Source organism: Microbacterium sp. JZ37 (genome assembly GCF_035188445.1).
In the GTDB taxonomy this organism is placed as follows: domain Bacteria; phylum Actinomycetota; class Actinomycetes; order Actinomycetales; family Microbacteriaceae; genus Microbacterium; species Microbacterium barkeri.
The window spans coordinates 1,335,550-1,348,663 of record NZ_CP045253.1 but is presented as its reverse complement, the minus strand read 5'-3'; the positions used below and the strand labels follow the sequence as shown (position 1 = coordinate 1,348,663).

General features: G+C 71.9%; 15 protein-coding genes and 1 tRNA gene. 10 read left to right on the top strand and 6 right to left on the bottom strand.

Features of this window, described 5'->3' with window-relative positions; translation table 11 throughout:
• Positions 1-4: 4 nt before the first annotated feature.
• The gene (gene trhA, locus GC092_RS05965; RefSeq protein WP_271173772.1) at positions 5-742 is read left to right on the top strand and encodes a PAQR family membrane homeostasis protein TrhA; all 738 of its coding nucleotides are present in this window, start codon (positions 5-7) and stop codon (positions 740-742) included.
• On the opposite strand, the gene GC092_RS05960 is transcribed toward trhA, so the two are convergent.
• The gene (locus tag GC092_RS05960; protein WP_324014417.1) at positions 726-1,052 is read right to left on the bottom strand and encodes a hypothetical protein; all 327 of its coding nucleotides are present in this window, start codon (positions 1,050-1,052) and stop codon (positions 726-728) included. The two genes, trhA and GC092_RS05960, sit on opposite strands and share 17 nt — an antisense overlap.
• 102 nt (positions 1,053-1,154) lie before the next feature.
• Between GC092_RS05960 and GC092_RS05955 the strand changes: the two genes are divergently transcribed.
• Together GC092_RS05955 and greA are read left to right on the top strand one after the other, a co-directional pair.
• Positions 1,155-1,547: a DUF4307 domain-containing protein gene (locus GC092_RS05955; RefSeq protein WP_324014416.1), complete on the top strand. Its 393-nt coding sequence runs from the start codon at positions 1,155-1,157 to the stop codon at positions 1,545-1,547.
• A 96-nt stretch (positions 1,548-1,643) separates the two neighbouring features.
• Positions 1,644-2,132 carry a transcription elongation factor GreA gene (gene greA, locus GC092_RS05950; RefSeq protein WP_271173775.1) on the top strand — a complete coding sequence of 163 codons (489 nt, stop codon included), beginning with the start codon at positions 1,644-1,646 and terminating at the stop codon, positions 2,130-2,132.
• Between the two features lie 47 nt (positions 2,133-2,179).
• On the opposite strand, the gene ilvA is transcribed toward greA, so the two are convergent.
• Together ilvA and GC092_RS05940 are read right to left on the bottom strand one after the other, a co-directional pair.
• The gene (gene ilvA / locus GC092_RS05945; protein ID WP_271173823.1) at positions 2,180-3,451 is read right to left on the bottom strand and encodes a threonine ammonia-lyase; all 1,272 of its coding nucleotides are present in this window, start codon (positions 3,449-3,451) and stop codon (positions 2,180-2,182) included.
• 5 nt (positions 3,452-3,456) lie between these two features.
• Entirely contained in the window at positions 3,457-4,692 is a 1,236-nt protein-coding gene (locus GC092_RS05940; RefSeq protein ID WP_324014415.1) for an AI-2E family transporter, read from the bottom strand.
• 94 nt (positions 4,693-4,786) lie between these two features.
• Here GC092_RS05940 and GC092_RS05935 point away from each other — a divergent pair, with 94 nt between their 5' ends.
• Positions 4,787-6,055 (top strand): winged helix-turn-helix domain-containing protein, encoded by a 1,269-nt coding sequence (locus tag GC092_RS05935; protein WP_324014414.1) that lies wholly within the window; start codon positions 4,787-4,789, stop codon positions 6,053-6,055.
• A gap of 23 nt (positions 6,056-6,078) precedes the next feature.
• A complete protein-coding gene (locus GC092_RS05930) occupies positions 6,079-7,002 on the top strand; it encodes a hypothetical protein (RefSeq protein ID WP_324014413.1) in 924 nt (307 codons plus the stop codon).
• Positions 7,003-7,026: 24 nt separating this feature from the next.
• Here GC092_RS05930 and GC092_RS05925 read toward each other — a convergent pair whose 3' ends face one another.
• The gene (locus tag GC092_RS05925) at positions 7,027-7,593 is read right to left on the bottom strand and encodes a LemA family protein (protein ID WP_282979584.1); all 567 of its coding nucleotides are present in this window, start codon (positions 7,591-7,593) and stop codon (positions 7,027-7,029) included.
• A gap of 92 nt (positions 7,594-7,685) precedes the next feature.
• Here GC092_RS05925 and GC092_RS05920 point away from each other — a divergent pair, with 92 nt between their 5' ends.
• From GC092_RS05920 to GC092_RS05900, 5 genes are all read left to right on the top strand, one after another.
• On the top strand, positions 7,686-8,222 hold the full coding sequence (locus GC092_RS05920; protein ID WP_324014412.1) for a GNAT family N-acetyltransferase: 537 nt from the start codon (positions 7,686-7,688) through the stop codon (positions 8,220-8,222).
• A gap of 64 nt (positions 8,223-8,286) precedes the next feature.
• Positions 8,287-9,057 carry an isocitrate lyase/PEP mutase family protein gene (locus tag GC092_RS05915; RefSeq protein WP_324014411.1) on the top strand — a complete coding sequence of 257 codons (771 nt, stop codon included), beginning with the start codon at positions 8,287-8,289 and terminating at the stop codon, positions 9,055-9,057.
• Positions 9,058-9,070: 13 nt separating this feature from the next.
• Positions 9,071-10,237: an aminotransferase class I/II-fold pyridoxal phosphate-dependent enzyme gene (locus GC092_RS05910; RefSeq protein ID WP_324014410.1), complete on the top strand. Its 1,167-nt coding sequence runs from the start codon at positions 9,071-9,073 to the stop codon at positions 10,235-10,237.
• A 24-nt stretch (positions 10,238-10,261) separates the two neighbouring features.
• Positions 10,262-10,942, top strand: a complete 681-nt coding sequence (locus tag GC092_RS05905; protein ID WP_324014409.1) for a DNA alkylation repair protein — start codon at positions 10,262-10,264, stop codon at positions 10,940-10,942.
• A gap of 37 nt (positions 10,943-10,979) precedes the next feature.
• Positions 10,980-11,561, top strand: coding sequence for a dihydrofolate reductase family protein (locus GC092_RS05900; RefSeq protein WP_324014408.1), 582 nt, complete (start codon positions 10,980-10,982; stop codon positions 11,559-11,561).
• Positions 11,562-11,575: 14 nt separating this feature from the next.
• On the opposite strand, the gene GC092_RS05895 is transcribed toward GC092_RS05900, so the two are convergent.
• Both GC092_RS05895 and GC092_RS05890 read right to left on the bottom strand, forming a co-directional pair.
• Positions 11,576-11,648 (bottom strand) — tRNA-Leu (locus GC092_RS05895).
• Between the two features lie 68 nt (positions 11,649-11,716).
• The gene (locus tag GC092_RS05890; protein ID WP_282979590.1) at positions 11,717-13,108 is read right to left on the bottom strand and encodes an NAD(P)/FAD-dependent oxidoreductase; all 1,392 of its coding nucleotides are present in this window, start codon (positions 13,106-13,108) and stop codon (positions 11,717-11,719) included.
• Between the last annotated feature and the right edge of the window lie 6 nt (positions 13,109-13,114).

The window sequence follows — 13,114 nt, the reverse complement described above, 5'->3', positions numbered from 1 at the left end:
GACCATGACCTCCGACGAGCACACGCCCGCGCAGACCCCGGACGGCGTGCCCCGGCTCCCGCTGATGGATGCCGCGCGCGCGGACGCCCACGAGGAGCCCAAGCCGTCGTGGCGCGGCTGGATCCACGCTGGGACCTTCCCCGTCGCGATCGTGGCGGGCATCGTCCTCGTGGCGCTCGCCGACGGCGCGGCGGCGAAGGCCGCGTCGGCGGTCTTCGCCGCGTCGTCGCTCCTGCTCTTCGGCAACTCGGCGCTCTACCACCGCTTCCACTGGAAGCCCCGCACGCGTCTGATCCTCAAGCGGATCGACCATGCGAACATCCTCCTGCTCATCGCGGGCACGTACACGCCGATCGGCGTGCTCGCGCTGCCGCCGTCGAAGGGCGTGCTGCTGCTCGTCCTCGTCTGGACCGGAGCCCTCCTCGGGATCCTCTTCCGGGTGTTCTGGATCGGCGCCCCGAGGTGGCTCTACGTCGCCCTCTACCTCGTGCTCGGCTGGGCGGCCGTCATGTACATGGGCGATCTCTTCCAGGCGAACCGGACGATGATGGTCCTCGTGATCGTCGGCGGCCTCCTCTACTCGGCCGGCGCGGTCGTCTACGCGATCAAGAAGCCCAACCCGTGGCCGGGCCACTTCGGATTCCACGAGATCTTCCACGTGTGCACGGTGCTCGCGTTCCTCTGCCACTGGGCGGGGGCGCTGCTCATCGCGCTCGATCCCGCGTTCAACGGCCCGGCGTAGGCTCCTCGCCCGTCTCACCGCGGCCATCCGACGCCGTCCCGGTTCCCCGCGGATCGGCGCCCTCCTGCGCGGCCGCCTCCTGCGCGGCCGCCTCCTGTGCGGCGGCCTCCTCCTCCGCGTCGAGCACGGCGTTCGCCTCCTCGCGGTACCGCGCCCGGCGCACGCGGCGCAGCATGTCGAAGACGAGGAGGAACACCGCGATGACGAGGACGACGATCGTCGCGAAGCCGAGGGGGCCGGGCGTGACGAGGTCCGGATCCACAGTCGGCTGCGGGCTCGGGGTGGCGGCGAGCACGGCGAGAGCGGGCATCGAGGACTCCTCCGGGGTGCGCGGCGCCCGAGACGGGGCGCCGGGAAAAGGCGGTTAGCCTGGAGTCCCAGCCTAGTTCGCCCGACCTGAGAGGACGACGCCGTGACGATCCAGCAGCGTCTCGACGAGCGCTACGGGCGAACCCCCCGCCGCTCGCGCCGCATCGCATGGATCGCGGGAATCGCGCTCGCCGCCCTCGCGGTCGGGTGGTTCGGGTGGTCGACGATGCAGACCGCCGCCGCCGAGGTCGATTTCGACGATCTCGGCTACGAGGTGCGCAGCGAGCACGAGGTGTCGGTGACCTTCCAGATCACCTCGGGCTCGCGCGAGAGCGTCGCCTGCGCGCTCGAGGCGCTCGACGAGCAGTTCGGCGTGGTCGGCTGGCGGATCGTCGAGTACCCGCCGTCCGACGCCGTGTCGGCCTCGCACACCGAGAGCATCCCCACCGTCGCGGAGGCGACGACCGGAATTGTGAAGTCCTGCTGGGTTCCGTAAGATCGACGGTCAGTCCATCCGACGCCCCGGCGACCTGCCGGGGCGTCTTCACATATGCCGGCCCCCTCGGCCGCGCATCCACGAAGGAGACAGACCGTGTCCGATGACACCCAGGTCCCGTTCCTGACGCAGGAGGCGTACGACCGCCTCGCCGCCGAGCTCGAGCACCTCTCGACCACCGGTCGTGAGGAGATCGCGAAGCGCATCGAGGCGGCCCGCGAGGAGGGCGACCTCCGCGAGAACGGCGGCTACCACGCGGCCAAGGACGAGCAAGGGAAGCAGGAGGCGCGCATCCGCCAGCTGCAGGCGCTCCTCAAGGACGCGAAGGTCGGCGTCGCCCCCGAGTCCAACGGCATCGTCGAGCCCGGCACCGTCGTGACGGCGGTCGTGTTCGGCGACCAGGAGCGCTTCCTGCTCGGCAGCCGCGAGATCGCCGGAGGCACCGACCTCGACGTCTACAGCGAGCAGAGCCCGCTCGGCGCCGCCATCCTCGGCCTCAAGGAGGGCGAGAAGACGAGCTACCAGGCGCCCAACGGCAAGGACATCCCCGTCGAGATCGTCAAGGTCGAGACCTTCACGGGCTGAGCCCGCACGCGCGAGAGGGCGACGGCCGGCCGGCCGTCGCCCTCTCGTCATTCCGGCAGGATCTCGGGCCGGAATCCCGCGTCGCGGAGGATCTGCAGCGTGAGCAGCTTGTGCTCCTCGCCGCGCGTCTCGACGGAGATCTGCAGGATGACCTCGCTGATCTGCATGCCCTGCCCGTGCCGCGTGTGCAGCACCTCGATCACGTTCGCTCCGGCCTCCGCGAGGAGCTCGGAGACGCGCGCGAGCTGACCGGGACGGTCGGGCAGCGGGATGCGGATGGTCATGTAGCGGCCCGACGCGGCGAGGCCGTGTGCGACGACCCGCTGCAGCAGGAGCGGATCGATGTTGCCGCCCGACAGGAGAGCGACCGTGGACCCCTGCGGACTCACCTTGCCCGCGAGGATGGCCGCGACGCCGACCGCGCCGGCCGGCTCGACGACGACCTTCGCCCGCTCCAGCAGCACGAGGAGCGCGCGCGCGATGTCGTCCTCCCCCACGGTCACGACCTCGTCGACGAGCTCGCGGACGATCGCGAACGGCACATCGCCCGGGCGGGCGACGAGGATGCCGTCGGCGATCGTCGGCTTCGTCTCGACGCGCACGGGCTCTCCGGCGGCGAGCGACGGGAGCATGGGCGCGGCGTTCTCGGCCTGCACGCCGATGATCCGCACCGTGCGCCCCGCCGCGGCCGCCCGTGCCTTCGCGGCCGCGGCGACGCCCGCGATGAGGCCTCCGCCGCCGATCCCCATGATGATCGTGTCGACGTCGGGCACGTCGTCGAGGATCTCGAGGCCGAGCGTGCCCTGGCCGATGATCACGTCGCGGTGATCGAACGGGTGGATGAGCACGGCTCCCGTGCGCTCGGCGTGCTCCGCAGCGCGACGCAGCCCGACGTCGACGGTCGCGCCGTCGAGCACCACCTCGGCGCCGTAGCCCTTCGTCGCGAGGAGCTTCGGGACGGGAACGCCGAGCGGCATGTAGATCGTCGCCGGGATGCCGAGCTGCTGCGCCGCGAGCGCGACGCCCTGCGCGTGGTTGCCCGCCGAGGCCGCGACCACGCCGCGACGCCGCTCGTCCTCCGTGAGGCGCGACAGGCGGTAGGTCGCTCCGCGCACCTTGAACGACCCCGTGCGCTGCAGATTCTCGAGCTTGAGGTGCACCGGGGCGCCGAGCACCTCGCTGAGGTGCTGCGAGTACTCGGTCGGGGTGTGCTCCACGACGCCCTCGAGGAAGCGCGCGGCCTCCTCGAACTCGGCGAGCGCGGGGATCGGCGGGGCGTCCGGCGTCGCGTGAGCATCCTCGGGTGCGTCCGCGTCCATCCGCGTCATGTGCGTGCCTTCCTGTGGTCGTCCTCGTCGCCTCGGCCGAGGCTCTTGGGGACCGTGCTCCAGATGAGATCGGCCGAGCGGACCTCGGCTCCCGTGCGCCACGACCCCGAGCTGAGCGTCACGGCGACGACGTTCACGAACGCCGCGACCGGCACCGCGAACAGGGCGCCGGCGATGCCGCCGACCATCGAGCCGCCCGCGACGACGAGGACGACCGCGAGCGGGTGCACCTTGACGGCCGATCCCATGAGGAGCGGCTGCAGGATGTGGCTCTCGACCTGCTGCACGAGCAGGACGACCGCGAGCATCGCGACGCCGATCCAGATGCCGTTGTAGGCGAGCGCGATCACGACCGCGAGCGCGCCCGTGACGATGGCGCCGACGAACGGGACGAATGCCCCGAGGAACACGAGGACCGCGATGGGGATGGCCAGGGGCACGCCGAGCGCGAACGCGCCGATGCCGATGCCGATCGCGTCGATCGTCGCGACGATGATCTGCGTGCGCGCGTAGTTGATGAGCGTGGTCCATCCGTTGCGCGCCGCCGCATCGACGGCCGGCCGCGCCGCGCGCGGGAAGAGCCGGACGGTCCAGCGCCAGATGCCGGCGCCGTCGAGGAGGAAGCACAGGAGCACGAAGAGCGCGACGAGCGCGCCGGCGGCGACGTGCCCCACGGTCGAGCCCACGGCGAGCGCGCCGTTCAGGAGCAGATCGGCCTGCTCCTCGACGAGCTGGAGGCCGCCCGTGAGCAGGTCGTCGAGCTGCTGGGCGGTGACGAGCCCTCCGTCGATGAGGAAGGTCCGCAGACCGGCGATCGACTCAGCGGCGCGGGCGCGCACCTCCTCCGCCTGCCGCGAGATCTGCCAGACGACGAGCCACACGAGGCCCGTCACGACCGCGAGCGTCCCGAGCACGCTCACGACGACCGCGAGCACGCGCGGCACCCGGTGGCGCAGCATCCACGAGAAGAACGGGAACAGGAGGGCGGTGAGCAGCGTCGCCACGAAGATCGGGATGACGAGCAGCTTGAACTGGATGACGAGCCAGACGATCACGGCGGCGACGGCGGCGAGCACGAGGAAGCGCCATCCGTAGGCCGTCGCGATGCGCAGTCCGACGGGGACCTCGACGGGATCCGCGGGCGGAGGGCTCACGGGAGGAGCGCTCGGCGGCGCGGCGCGGCGTCGACGGAGGAATCCCGCGCGAGCGCTCGGGGGCGTGTCGTCGCTCATCCTCGTCATCCTAATCCCGGGTGCATTCCGCTGTCGGCACGCGATCGGCCGCCTGCGCGACCCGGTGTCGGAGGTCGCCGGTAGCGTTGCGCGCGTGAAGGATGTCCTCTCGGCTGCCGAAGCCCGCCGCCTGGGCCTCGCCGCCCAGGGCCTCTCCCGTGCGCGTCCGGCCACGCCCTCGCTGCGTCATGTCCGCCGCGAGCTCGCGCGCATGCACGTCCTGCAGATCGACTCCGTGAACGTGTTCTCCCGATCGCACTACATGCCGCTCTTCTCGCGGCTGGGGCCCTACGACCGGGATCTGCTGGATCGCCTCGTCCTGACCCCCGCGCGTCGGGGGCGGGCGCCCGAGCACGTCGAGTACCTCGCCCACGAGGCGACCTTCGTCCCGGTCGCGGACTGGCCGCTCTGGCGGTTCCGCATGGACGCCATGCGGAACCGGTACGCGGGGCCGGGAAGCTGGTTCGCCGCGAACGCCGACACCGTGAACTGGGTGCGCGCCGAGCTCGCGGAGCGCGGTCCGCTGCGGCCCGCGGAGATCGAGCGCGATGTCGAGGCGAGCCGCGGCCCATGGTGGGGCTGGGACGACGTCAAGCGCGCCCTCGAGATGCTGTGGCGCTTCGGCGAGGTCGCGATCGCCGGCCGCAACGGCTTCGAGCGCCGCTACGGCCTCGCCGAGCACGTCATCCCGCACGAGCACCTCGACCGCGTCGTCGCCCCCGACGACGCGGTCCGCGAGCTCGTGCGCCGGGCGGCGCTCGCATACGGCGTGGCCACGGCATCCGACATCGCCGACTACCACCGGCTGCGCGACCGCCGCGGCGTCCTCGCCGCCGTGTCCGACCTCGAGGACGCGGGAGAGCTCGTCCCCGTCGCCGTGCGCGGGTGGGAGCGCGCGGGCCGTGCGCTGCCGGCCTGGCGTCATCGGGACGCCGTGCTCCCCCGGCGCATCGACCGCGCGACCCTGCTCACCCCCTTCGACCCCGTCGTGTGGTTCCGCGAGCGCGCGGAGCGGATGTTCGGATTCGACTACCGCATCGAGATCTACACGCCGGCCGAGCGGCGCCGGTTCGGCTACTACTCGCTCCCGCTGCTCGTCGGAGACCGCATCGCGGGTCGGTTCGACCTCAAGGCCGACCGCGCGGCGGCCGCGCTGCGCGTGCAGTCCGCCTGGTGGGAGGCGCACGTCGATCCGGCCGGCGTCGCCGAGAGGGCGGCGGAGGCGCTGCGCGAGGCAGCGGCCTGGCAGGGGCTCGACGCGATCTCCGTCTCGCGCTGGGGCGATGCCGCGGACGATGTCGCGCACGTGCTCGACGCGCCGCGCCACGCCCATCCCGGCGCTCTCCGAGCAACGGCTGATTAGTGTTGCGGGTGGAGGCAGCCCGCATGAAACGACCCCTGGTCCCGATCCTCGCCGTCGTCGGCGTGATCGTCGTCGGCATGCTCGCGATCGGCTTCTGGTCGACCAGCCGACCGGCGAGCGCGGAGGAGACGGCCGCGCGGTATCTCGACGCGCTCTCGTCGGGCGACGCCGACGCGGTCCGCGCCCTGCTCGCAGACGCCGACGCCGTGCCGGACACCGCGTGGAGCGCGTTCTCCGCGGCGTCCGCGCATCTCTCCGCCGCCGAGATCGTCGAGGTCGACGAGTCGGAGGACAGCGCCCAGGTGCGGGCGGAGGCGACCCTCGACGGGGAGCCGCTGGAGCTCGCGTTCACGCTGACCTCGTCCCCATCGGGATGGCACGTCGTCGAGGTCCCGCTCTCGCCCGTGACGGTGACGGCGACGCGCGGCGCGTGGGTGGATGTGGCCGGCGAGCCGGTCGCACTCGAGGGCGGCGCCGCGCAGCTCGCACTCCTTCCGGGCTCGTACGAGGTGTCGGCGTGGCCCGACGAGTACCTCGACGGAGCAGCCACGGCCGAGGTCGGCACGTCCGCCGAGCCGGTCGCCGTCGATCTCGCGCCGACGTTCACCGACCAGGCGCTCGCCGATGCCGAAGCCGAGCTGACCGCCCATCTGGAGGGCTGCCTCGCGACCGCCTCCGAGGTGCCGCAGGGCTGCGGGATGATCGTCCCCTGGCCGGCCGACCTCGCGGAGGCGGCCGAGGTCTCCTTCCGTGCGGACCGGATGCCCGAGACCGCGATCGACCTCGAGACGGGCACCTTCCAGGCCACCGGCGGCGCCGTCGTCGCAACCGTCACGGGCACGCGCCCCGACGGCACGGAGGGCGTCTTCACCTACCGCACCGATGCCTGGAGCCTCTACGGAACGATCTCGCTCGATGACGAAGGGCTCCTGCTCAGCGTGAACTGAGCAGGAGCCCTTCGGCCCGAGCGGTCAGAACTGGACGCGCGGCGGCTCGGAGATCGCGGCCCCGCCGTCGACCTCGAAGAACTCGCGCTGGGCGAATCCGAGGTTGCGCGCGAAGAGGTTGTTCGGGAACACCGAGATCTTCGTGTTCAGCTCGCGGACGCCGCCGTTGTAGAAGCGGCGCGAGGCCTGGATCTTGTCCTCGGTGTCGACGAGGCTGTGCTGCAGCTGCAGGTAGTTCTGGCTTGCCTGCAGCTGGGGGTAGGACTCCGCCACCGCGAACAGGCTCTTGAGGGCCTGCTGGATGTGGTTCTCGGCGACTCCCGCCTCCGCGGGGCCCGATGCCGCGAGCGTCTCGGCGCGCGCCCGCGTGACGTTCTCGAACACCGCCTTCTCGTGCGCCGCGTAGCCCTTCACCGTCTCGATGAGGTTCGGGATCAGATCCGCTCTTCGCTTGAGCTGGACCGTGATCCCGCTCCACGCCTCGTCGACGCGCACGTTGAGCTGGACGAGCGAGTTGTACGTCGCCCACAGGTAGATCGCCGCGATGACGACGATCGCCACCACGACGAGAACGGGAATCAACCACTCCACGACGGAACCCCCTTGGTTTCTGCGTCCATCCTAGACACCGCGCCCTCCGCGGCCACCGTGCGCCGCCTGCGCATCCGCATACGATGGCGTCCGTGATCGCGCGACCCGACTCCTCCCTCCGCTTCCGCTTCGCGACCGTCGACGACGTCGCGGCGATCGTCTCCGTCGTCGAGCGCGCGTACCGTGCTGACGACGCCGGCTGGACGACCGAGGCGCACCTCATCGGCGGGCGCCGCACCGGCGCCGACGAGGTCGAGCAGCTCGTCGGCTCGGCCACCGGCGGGCTCCTGACGCTCTCGGATCAAGGCGACATCGTCGCGACGTGCCACCTCGATCGGCGTGCGGATCACGCCTACTTTGGGATGTTCGCCGTCGACCCCGCCCGCCAGGCCCGCGGGTTCGGCGCGGCTCTCCTCGCGGAGGCGGAGCGCGTCGCACGCGAGGAGTGGGGATCCCCGCGGATGCGGATGACCGTGATCTCGGCGCGGACGGACCTCATCGCGTGGTACGCGCGCCGCGGCTACCGCCCCACCGGCGGCACCTCGCCCTTCCCCTACGGCGACGCACGCTTCGGGGAGCCGCGCGTGGCCGGCCTGCGCTTCGACGAGCTCGAGAAGCCGCTCGTGTGAGGTCACGGGAGACACACATGCGCGGACGACCCTGGCGGGCGCCGCGGGTCGATAGCGTCGAGGCATGAGCATTCAGGACAGGGCCCTCTCCCTCAAGTCGCTGCACGAAGCCCCCGAGATCCTCCGCGTCGTGAACGTGTGGGACGCGATCAGTGCCCGCACGGTCGCCGACCTGCCGGGGACGCGGGCGATCGCCACGGCCGGCCACTCGATCGCGGCATCGCACGGATTCAAGGACGGCGAGATGCCGCTCGAGGTCAACCTCGCGGCGATCGCGCGCATCGTCGAGGCGGTGGACCTGCCGGTCACGGCCGATCTCGATGCGGGATACGACGACGCGGCCGACACGGTGCGCCGTGCCATCGGCGTGGGCGTCGTGGGCGCCAACGTCGAGGACCGCCTGGCTCCGTTCGAGGATTCCGTCGCGAAGGTCGCCGCGATCACCCGCGCGGCGGAGGCCGAGGGCGTGGCCTTCCAGCTCAATGCGCGCACCGACGCGTTCGTGCGCGCGGGCGACCGGCCCCGCGACGAGAGCATCGAGGACGCGATCGCACGCGGACGCGCGTTCCTCGACGCCGGAGCGAGCCTCGTGTTCGTTCCCGGCGCGCTCGACCGCGACACGGTCGCCCGACTCGTCGAGGGCATCGGCGAGCGCAAGGTCAGCGTGATCGGGCTGCCCGGCGCGCTGACGGCCGCCGAGTACGAGGCGCTCGGCGTCGCACGCATCTCCTACGGTCCTCTGACGCAGCGGGTCGCCCTCCGCGCGCTCCGCGATCTCGCCACCGACCTCTACGGAGACGGCGTGATCCCGCAGGACACCCCCGCCCTCAACTGACGGCCGTCGTCTCATGAGGATCTCCCGCCGCGCCGAGCGCGTGGAGCCCTTCCACGCGATGGCGTTCGGCGCGCGCGCCGCCGAGCTCGAGGCGGAGGGCCACCGTGTCATCCGCCTCGGGCTCGGCGAGCCCGACTTCGGCGCACCGCCGACCGTCCGCGAGGCGATGCGGGCGGCGATGGACGGCCGCCCGCTCCCCTACACGCCGGCGCTCGGGCTGCCGGCGCTGCGTGCGGCGATCGCGGGCTTCTACCGCGACCGGCACGGCGTCGACGTCGACCCGCGCCGCATCGCCGTCACGTCGGGCGCGTCTGCGGCGCTGCTCGTCACGCTGGCCGCGATCGCGGACGAGGGCGACGAGGTGCTCCTCGCGGACCCCTCGTACCCGTGCAACCGGCAGCTCATCGAGACGTTCGGCGCCCGCGCGGTGACCCTCGCCGCTCCCGCGGCCGCGCGCTATCAGCTCGACGCGGCCGCGGTCGCGGACGCCTGGACCCCGCGCACGCGCGCCGTCATGATCGCGACGCCCGCGAATCCGACCGGCACGACCATCCGCCCCGACGAGCTCGCGGCGATCTGCGCCTTCGCGCGGGAACGCGGGGCCTGGCGTCTCGTCGACGAGATCTACCTCGACCTCGCCGATGAGGGCGAGGACGGGCTCCGGCCGCGGACGGTGCTGGCTCATGATCCGGACGCGATCGTCGTGTCGAGCTTCTCGAAGTACTTCGGGATGACCGGATGGCGTCTCGGATGGTGCGTGCTCCCCGAGGAGCTCGTCGCGCCCGTCGAGCGGCTCGCGATGAACTACTTCCTGTGCGCGTCGACGCCCGCCCAGGTCGCGGCGCTCGCGTGCTTCACGCCGGAGACGCTCGCCGTCTGCGAGGACCGCAGGGCCGAGCTGCGCGCGCGGCGGGAGATCGCGCTCGCCGGGCTCGCGGAGCTGGGCCTCTCGGTGCCTGTGCCCCCGGACGGCGCGTTCTACGTCTACGCCGACGTGTCCTCGACGGGCATGGACGCCTGGGAGTTCTGCCGCCGCGCCCTCGAGGAGGCGCACGTCTCCCTCACGCCGGGCCGCGACTTCGGCGCAGCGACCGCGCAGACGCACGTGCGACTGTCGTACACGGCATCGCGCGAGGAACTCCGCGAGGGGCTCGCGCGCCTGCGCGCGCTGCTCGCATGAGCCGCAGGCGCGTACGCTGAGCTCATGGCCCAGGGGATCGCCGACTCGACCGTGTCCGATGTGCTCGCCGAGCTCGCCGCACTGGAGGATCCGCGGATGCGCGCGGTCAACGAGCGGCACGGCGACGACCACGGCGTCAACCTCACGAAGCTGCGGGCGGTCGCAAAGCGCCTCGGCGCCGACACCGGGCTCTGCCGCGCGCTGTGGCGCACGGACGACACGGCGGCGCGCCTCGTCGCCGTGCTCGTCGCGCGGCCCCGCGAGCTCTCCGCGGAGGAGCTCGACGCCATGCTGCGCGAGGCCCGCGCGCCGAAGGTGCAGGACTGGCTCGTGAACTACGTCGTGAAGAAGGGGCCGCACGCCGAGGCGCTTCGCACGCGCTGGTTCGATGACGCGGATCCGACGGTCGCGGCCGCGGGCTGGGACCTCACGACCGACCGCGTCGCGAAGAAGCCCGAGGGCCTCGACCTCGAGGATCTCCTCGACCGGATCGAAGCCGACATGAAGGATGCCCCGGACCGCCTGCAGTGGGCGATGAACCAGACGCTCGCGACCATCGGCATCCACCACCCGCACCTGCGTGAGCGGGCGATCGCGATCGGCGAGCGACTCGAGGTGCTCAAGGACTACCCGACGCCGCCGAACTGCGCGTCGCCGTACGCCCCGATCTGGATCGCCGAGATCGTGCGCCGCCGCGAGGGCTGATCTGGCGCGCAGTCCCGGTCATCCCTAGGCTCGCGTCATGCGCAGGCTCATCGTCTCGGTGCTCGTCTCGGCAGACGGCTTCTTCGAAGGGCCGGAACACGACCTCGCGGTGATGCCGTTCGAGGATGCCTTCAACGACCACAATCTCGACCTTCTGCGGAACGCCGACACGATCGTGTACGGCAGCCGCTGGTTCCGCCTCAACTGGGACACCTGGTCGGCCGTCGCCGAGAGCGACGACTCCGGCGCGCGGGACCGGGAGATCGCCGAGCGCGTGCTCGCGCTCGAGGCGGTCATCGTCAGCGACTCGTTCGCGGTGAGGCCGGAGGATCCGTGGGCGGCGACGACACGCGTCGTCCCGCGCGCCGAGGCGACCGCGGAGATCGCTCGGCTGAAGCAGGCGGAGGGGCGGGACATTATCATGTTCGGCAGCTCGACCACGTGGAATCCGCTCCTCGCGCACGGGCTCGTCGACGAGCTCATCCTGCTCGTCGGCCCGGCCCTGGTCGGCGGCGGCTCGCCGCTGTACCGGGGCGCGCCCGCGCCGCTGCTCCTGCGCGGCGCCCGCGTGCTGCCGGGCTCGCAGCTCGTGGCGATCACCTACACGCCGGCCTCCTGAGCCGGCCCGCTCGGTCCCCCCGCTGGGATTCGAACCCAGACTGAAGCGAGTTTAAGTCGCCTGCCTCTGCCGTTGGGCTACGGGGGGTGGAAACGACGCTACGGCATGGCGAAGGCCGCCACCGACCAGCGGTGACGGCCTTCGCGCGGAGCTGCTCAACGAGCGGCCGCAGGCTCCTCCACCTTGGGCTGCTCGGCGGGAGCCGGCTGCTCCTCGACCTTCGGCTTCGGCCGCGAGGCGTAGGTCTCGAAGAAGACCCGGGGCGCCTGCGTCGTGCCGAGCTGGACGGTGTCGCGACCGAGGAAGAAGTTGTGCACCCAGCCCCAGATGACGCGCCACTTGCGCTCCCACGACGGCATCGCGAGGCCGTGGTAGCCGCGGTGCGCGACCCAGGCGACGAAGCCCTTGAGGGCGATCTTGCCCGACTGGAAGGCGCCGTTGTAGAGCCCGAGGCCCGCGACCGCGCCGAGGTTCTTGTGCACGTAGTCGACCGGCTGCTCGCCGCGGATGACCGCCACGAGGTTCTTCGCGAGGCGCTTCGCCTGACGCACGGCGTGCTGGGCGTTCGGGACGCACATGCCGCCCACGCCGCCGCCCGTGAGGTCGGGCACGGCCGCGACGTCGCCCGCGGTCCACGCGCCCTCGACGACGTTGCCGTCGGCGTCGACGACGCGCAGGTCGGCCTGGGCGCTGATGCGGCCGCGGGCCTCCTTGGGCAGGTCGCCGCCGTTCACGACGATGGGGTTCGCCATGACGCCCGCGGTCCAGATGATGAGGTCGGTCGGGTACTTCTCACCCGTCGACGTCTCGACGACGCCGTCCACGGCCGAGGTGACCTGCGTGTCGAGGTGCACGTGCGCGCCGCGCTTGGCGAGGTCCTTGAGGACCCACTCGCTCGTCTCGAGCGAGACCTCGGGCATGATGCGACCCATCGCCTCGATGAGGTGGAACTGCGTCTCGTCGAACGAGATCTCCGGGAACTTCTCGAGCAGCGCGTTCGCGAGCGAGCGGAGCTCGGCGAACGTCTCGATGCCCGCGAAGCCGCCGCCCACGACGACGGTCGTGAGGAGGCGCTGGCGGAGGGGGTTGTCCTTCGGGAGGGCTGCGGCCTTCTCGAAGTTGCCGATGAGGGTGTCGCGCACCGCGACGGCCTCCTCGATCGACTTCATGCCGATCGCGTTGTCGGCGATGCCCGGGATCGGGAACGTGCGCGAGACAGACCCTGCGGTCACGACGATCTGGTCGTAGGTGTACTCCCACGGCTCGCCGCCCTCGGGCGTGATCGTCGCGGTCTTGCGGGCGTGGTCGATCTTCGTGACCTTCGCCGTGATGAGCTTCGTGCGCTTGAGGTGACGGCGGTGCGAGACCACCGCGTGGCGCGGCTCGATCGACCCGGCCGCGACCTCGGGAAGGAAGGGCAGGTACGTCATGTACGGAAGCGGGTCGACGAGGACGACCTCGGCCTCTCCGCGTCGCAGGTGCTTCTCGAGCTTCCACGCGGTGTAGAACCCCGCGTATCCACCACCGACGATGAGAATCTTGGGCACGTGAAA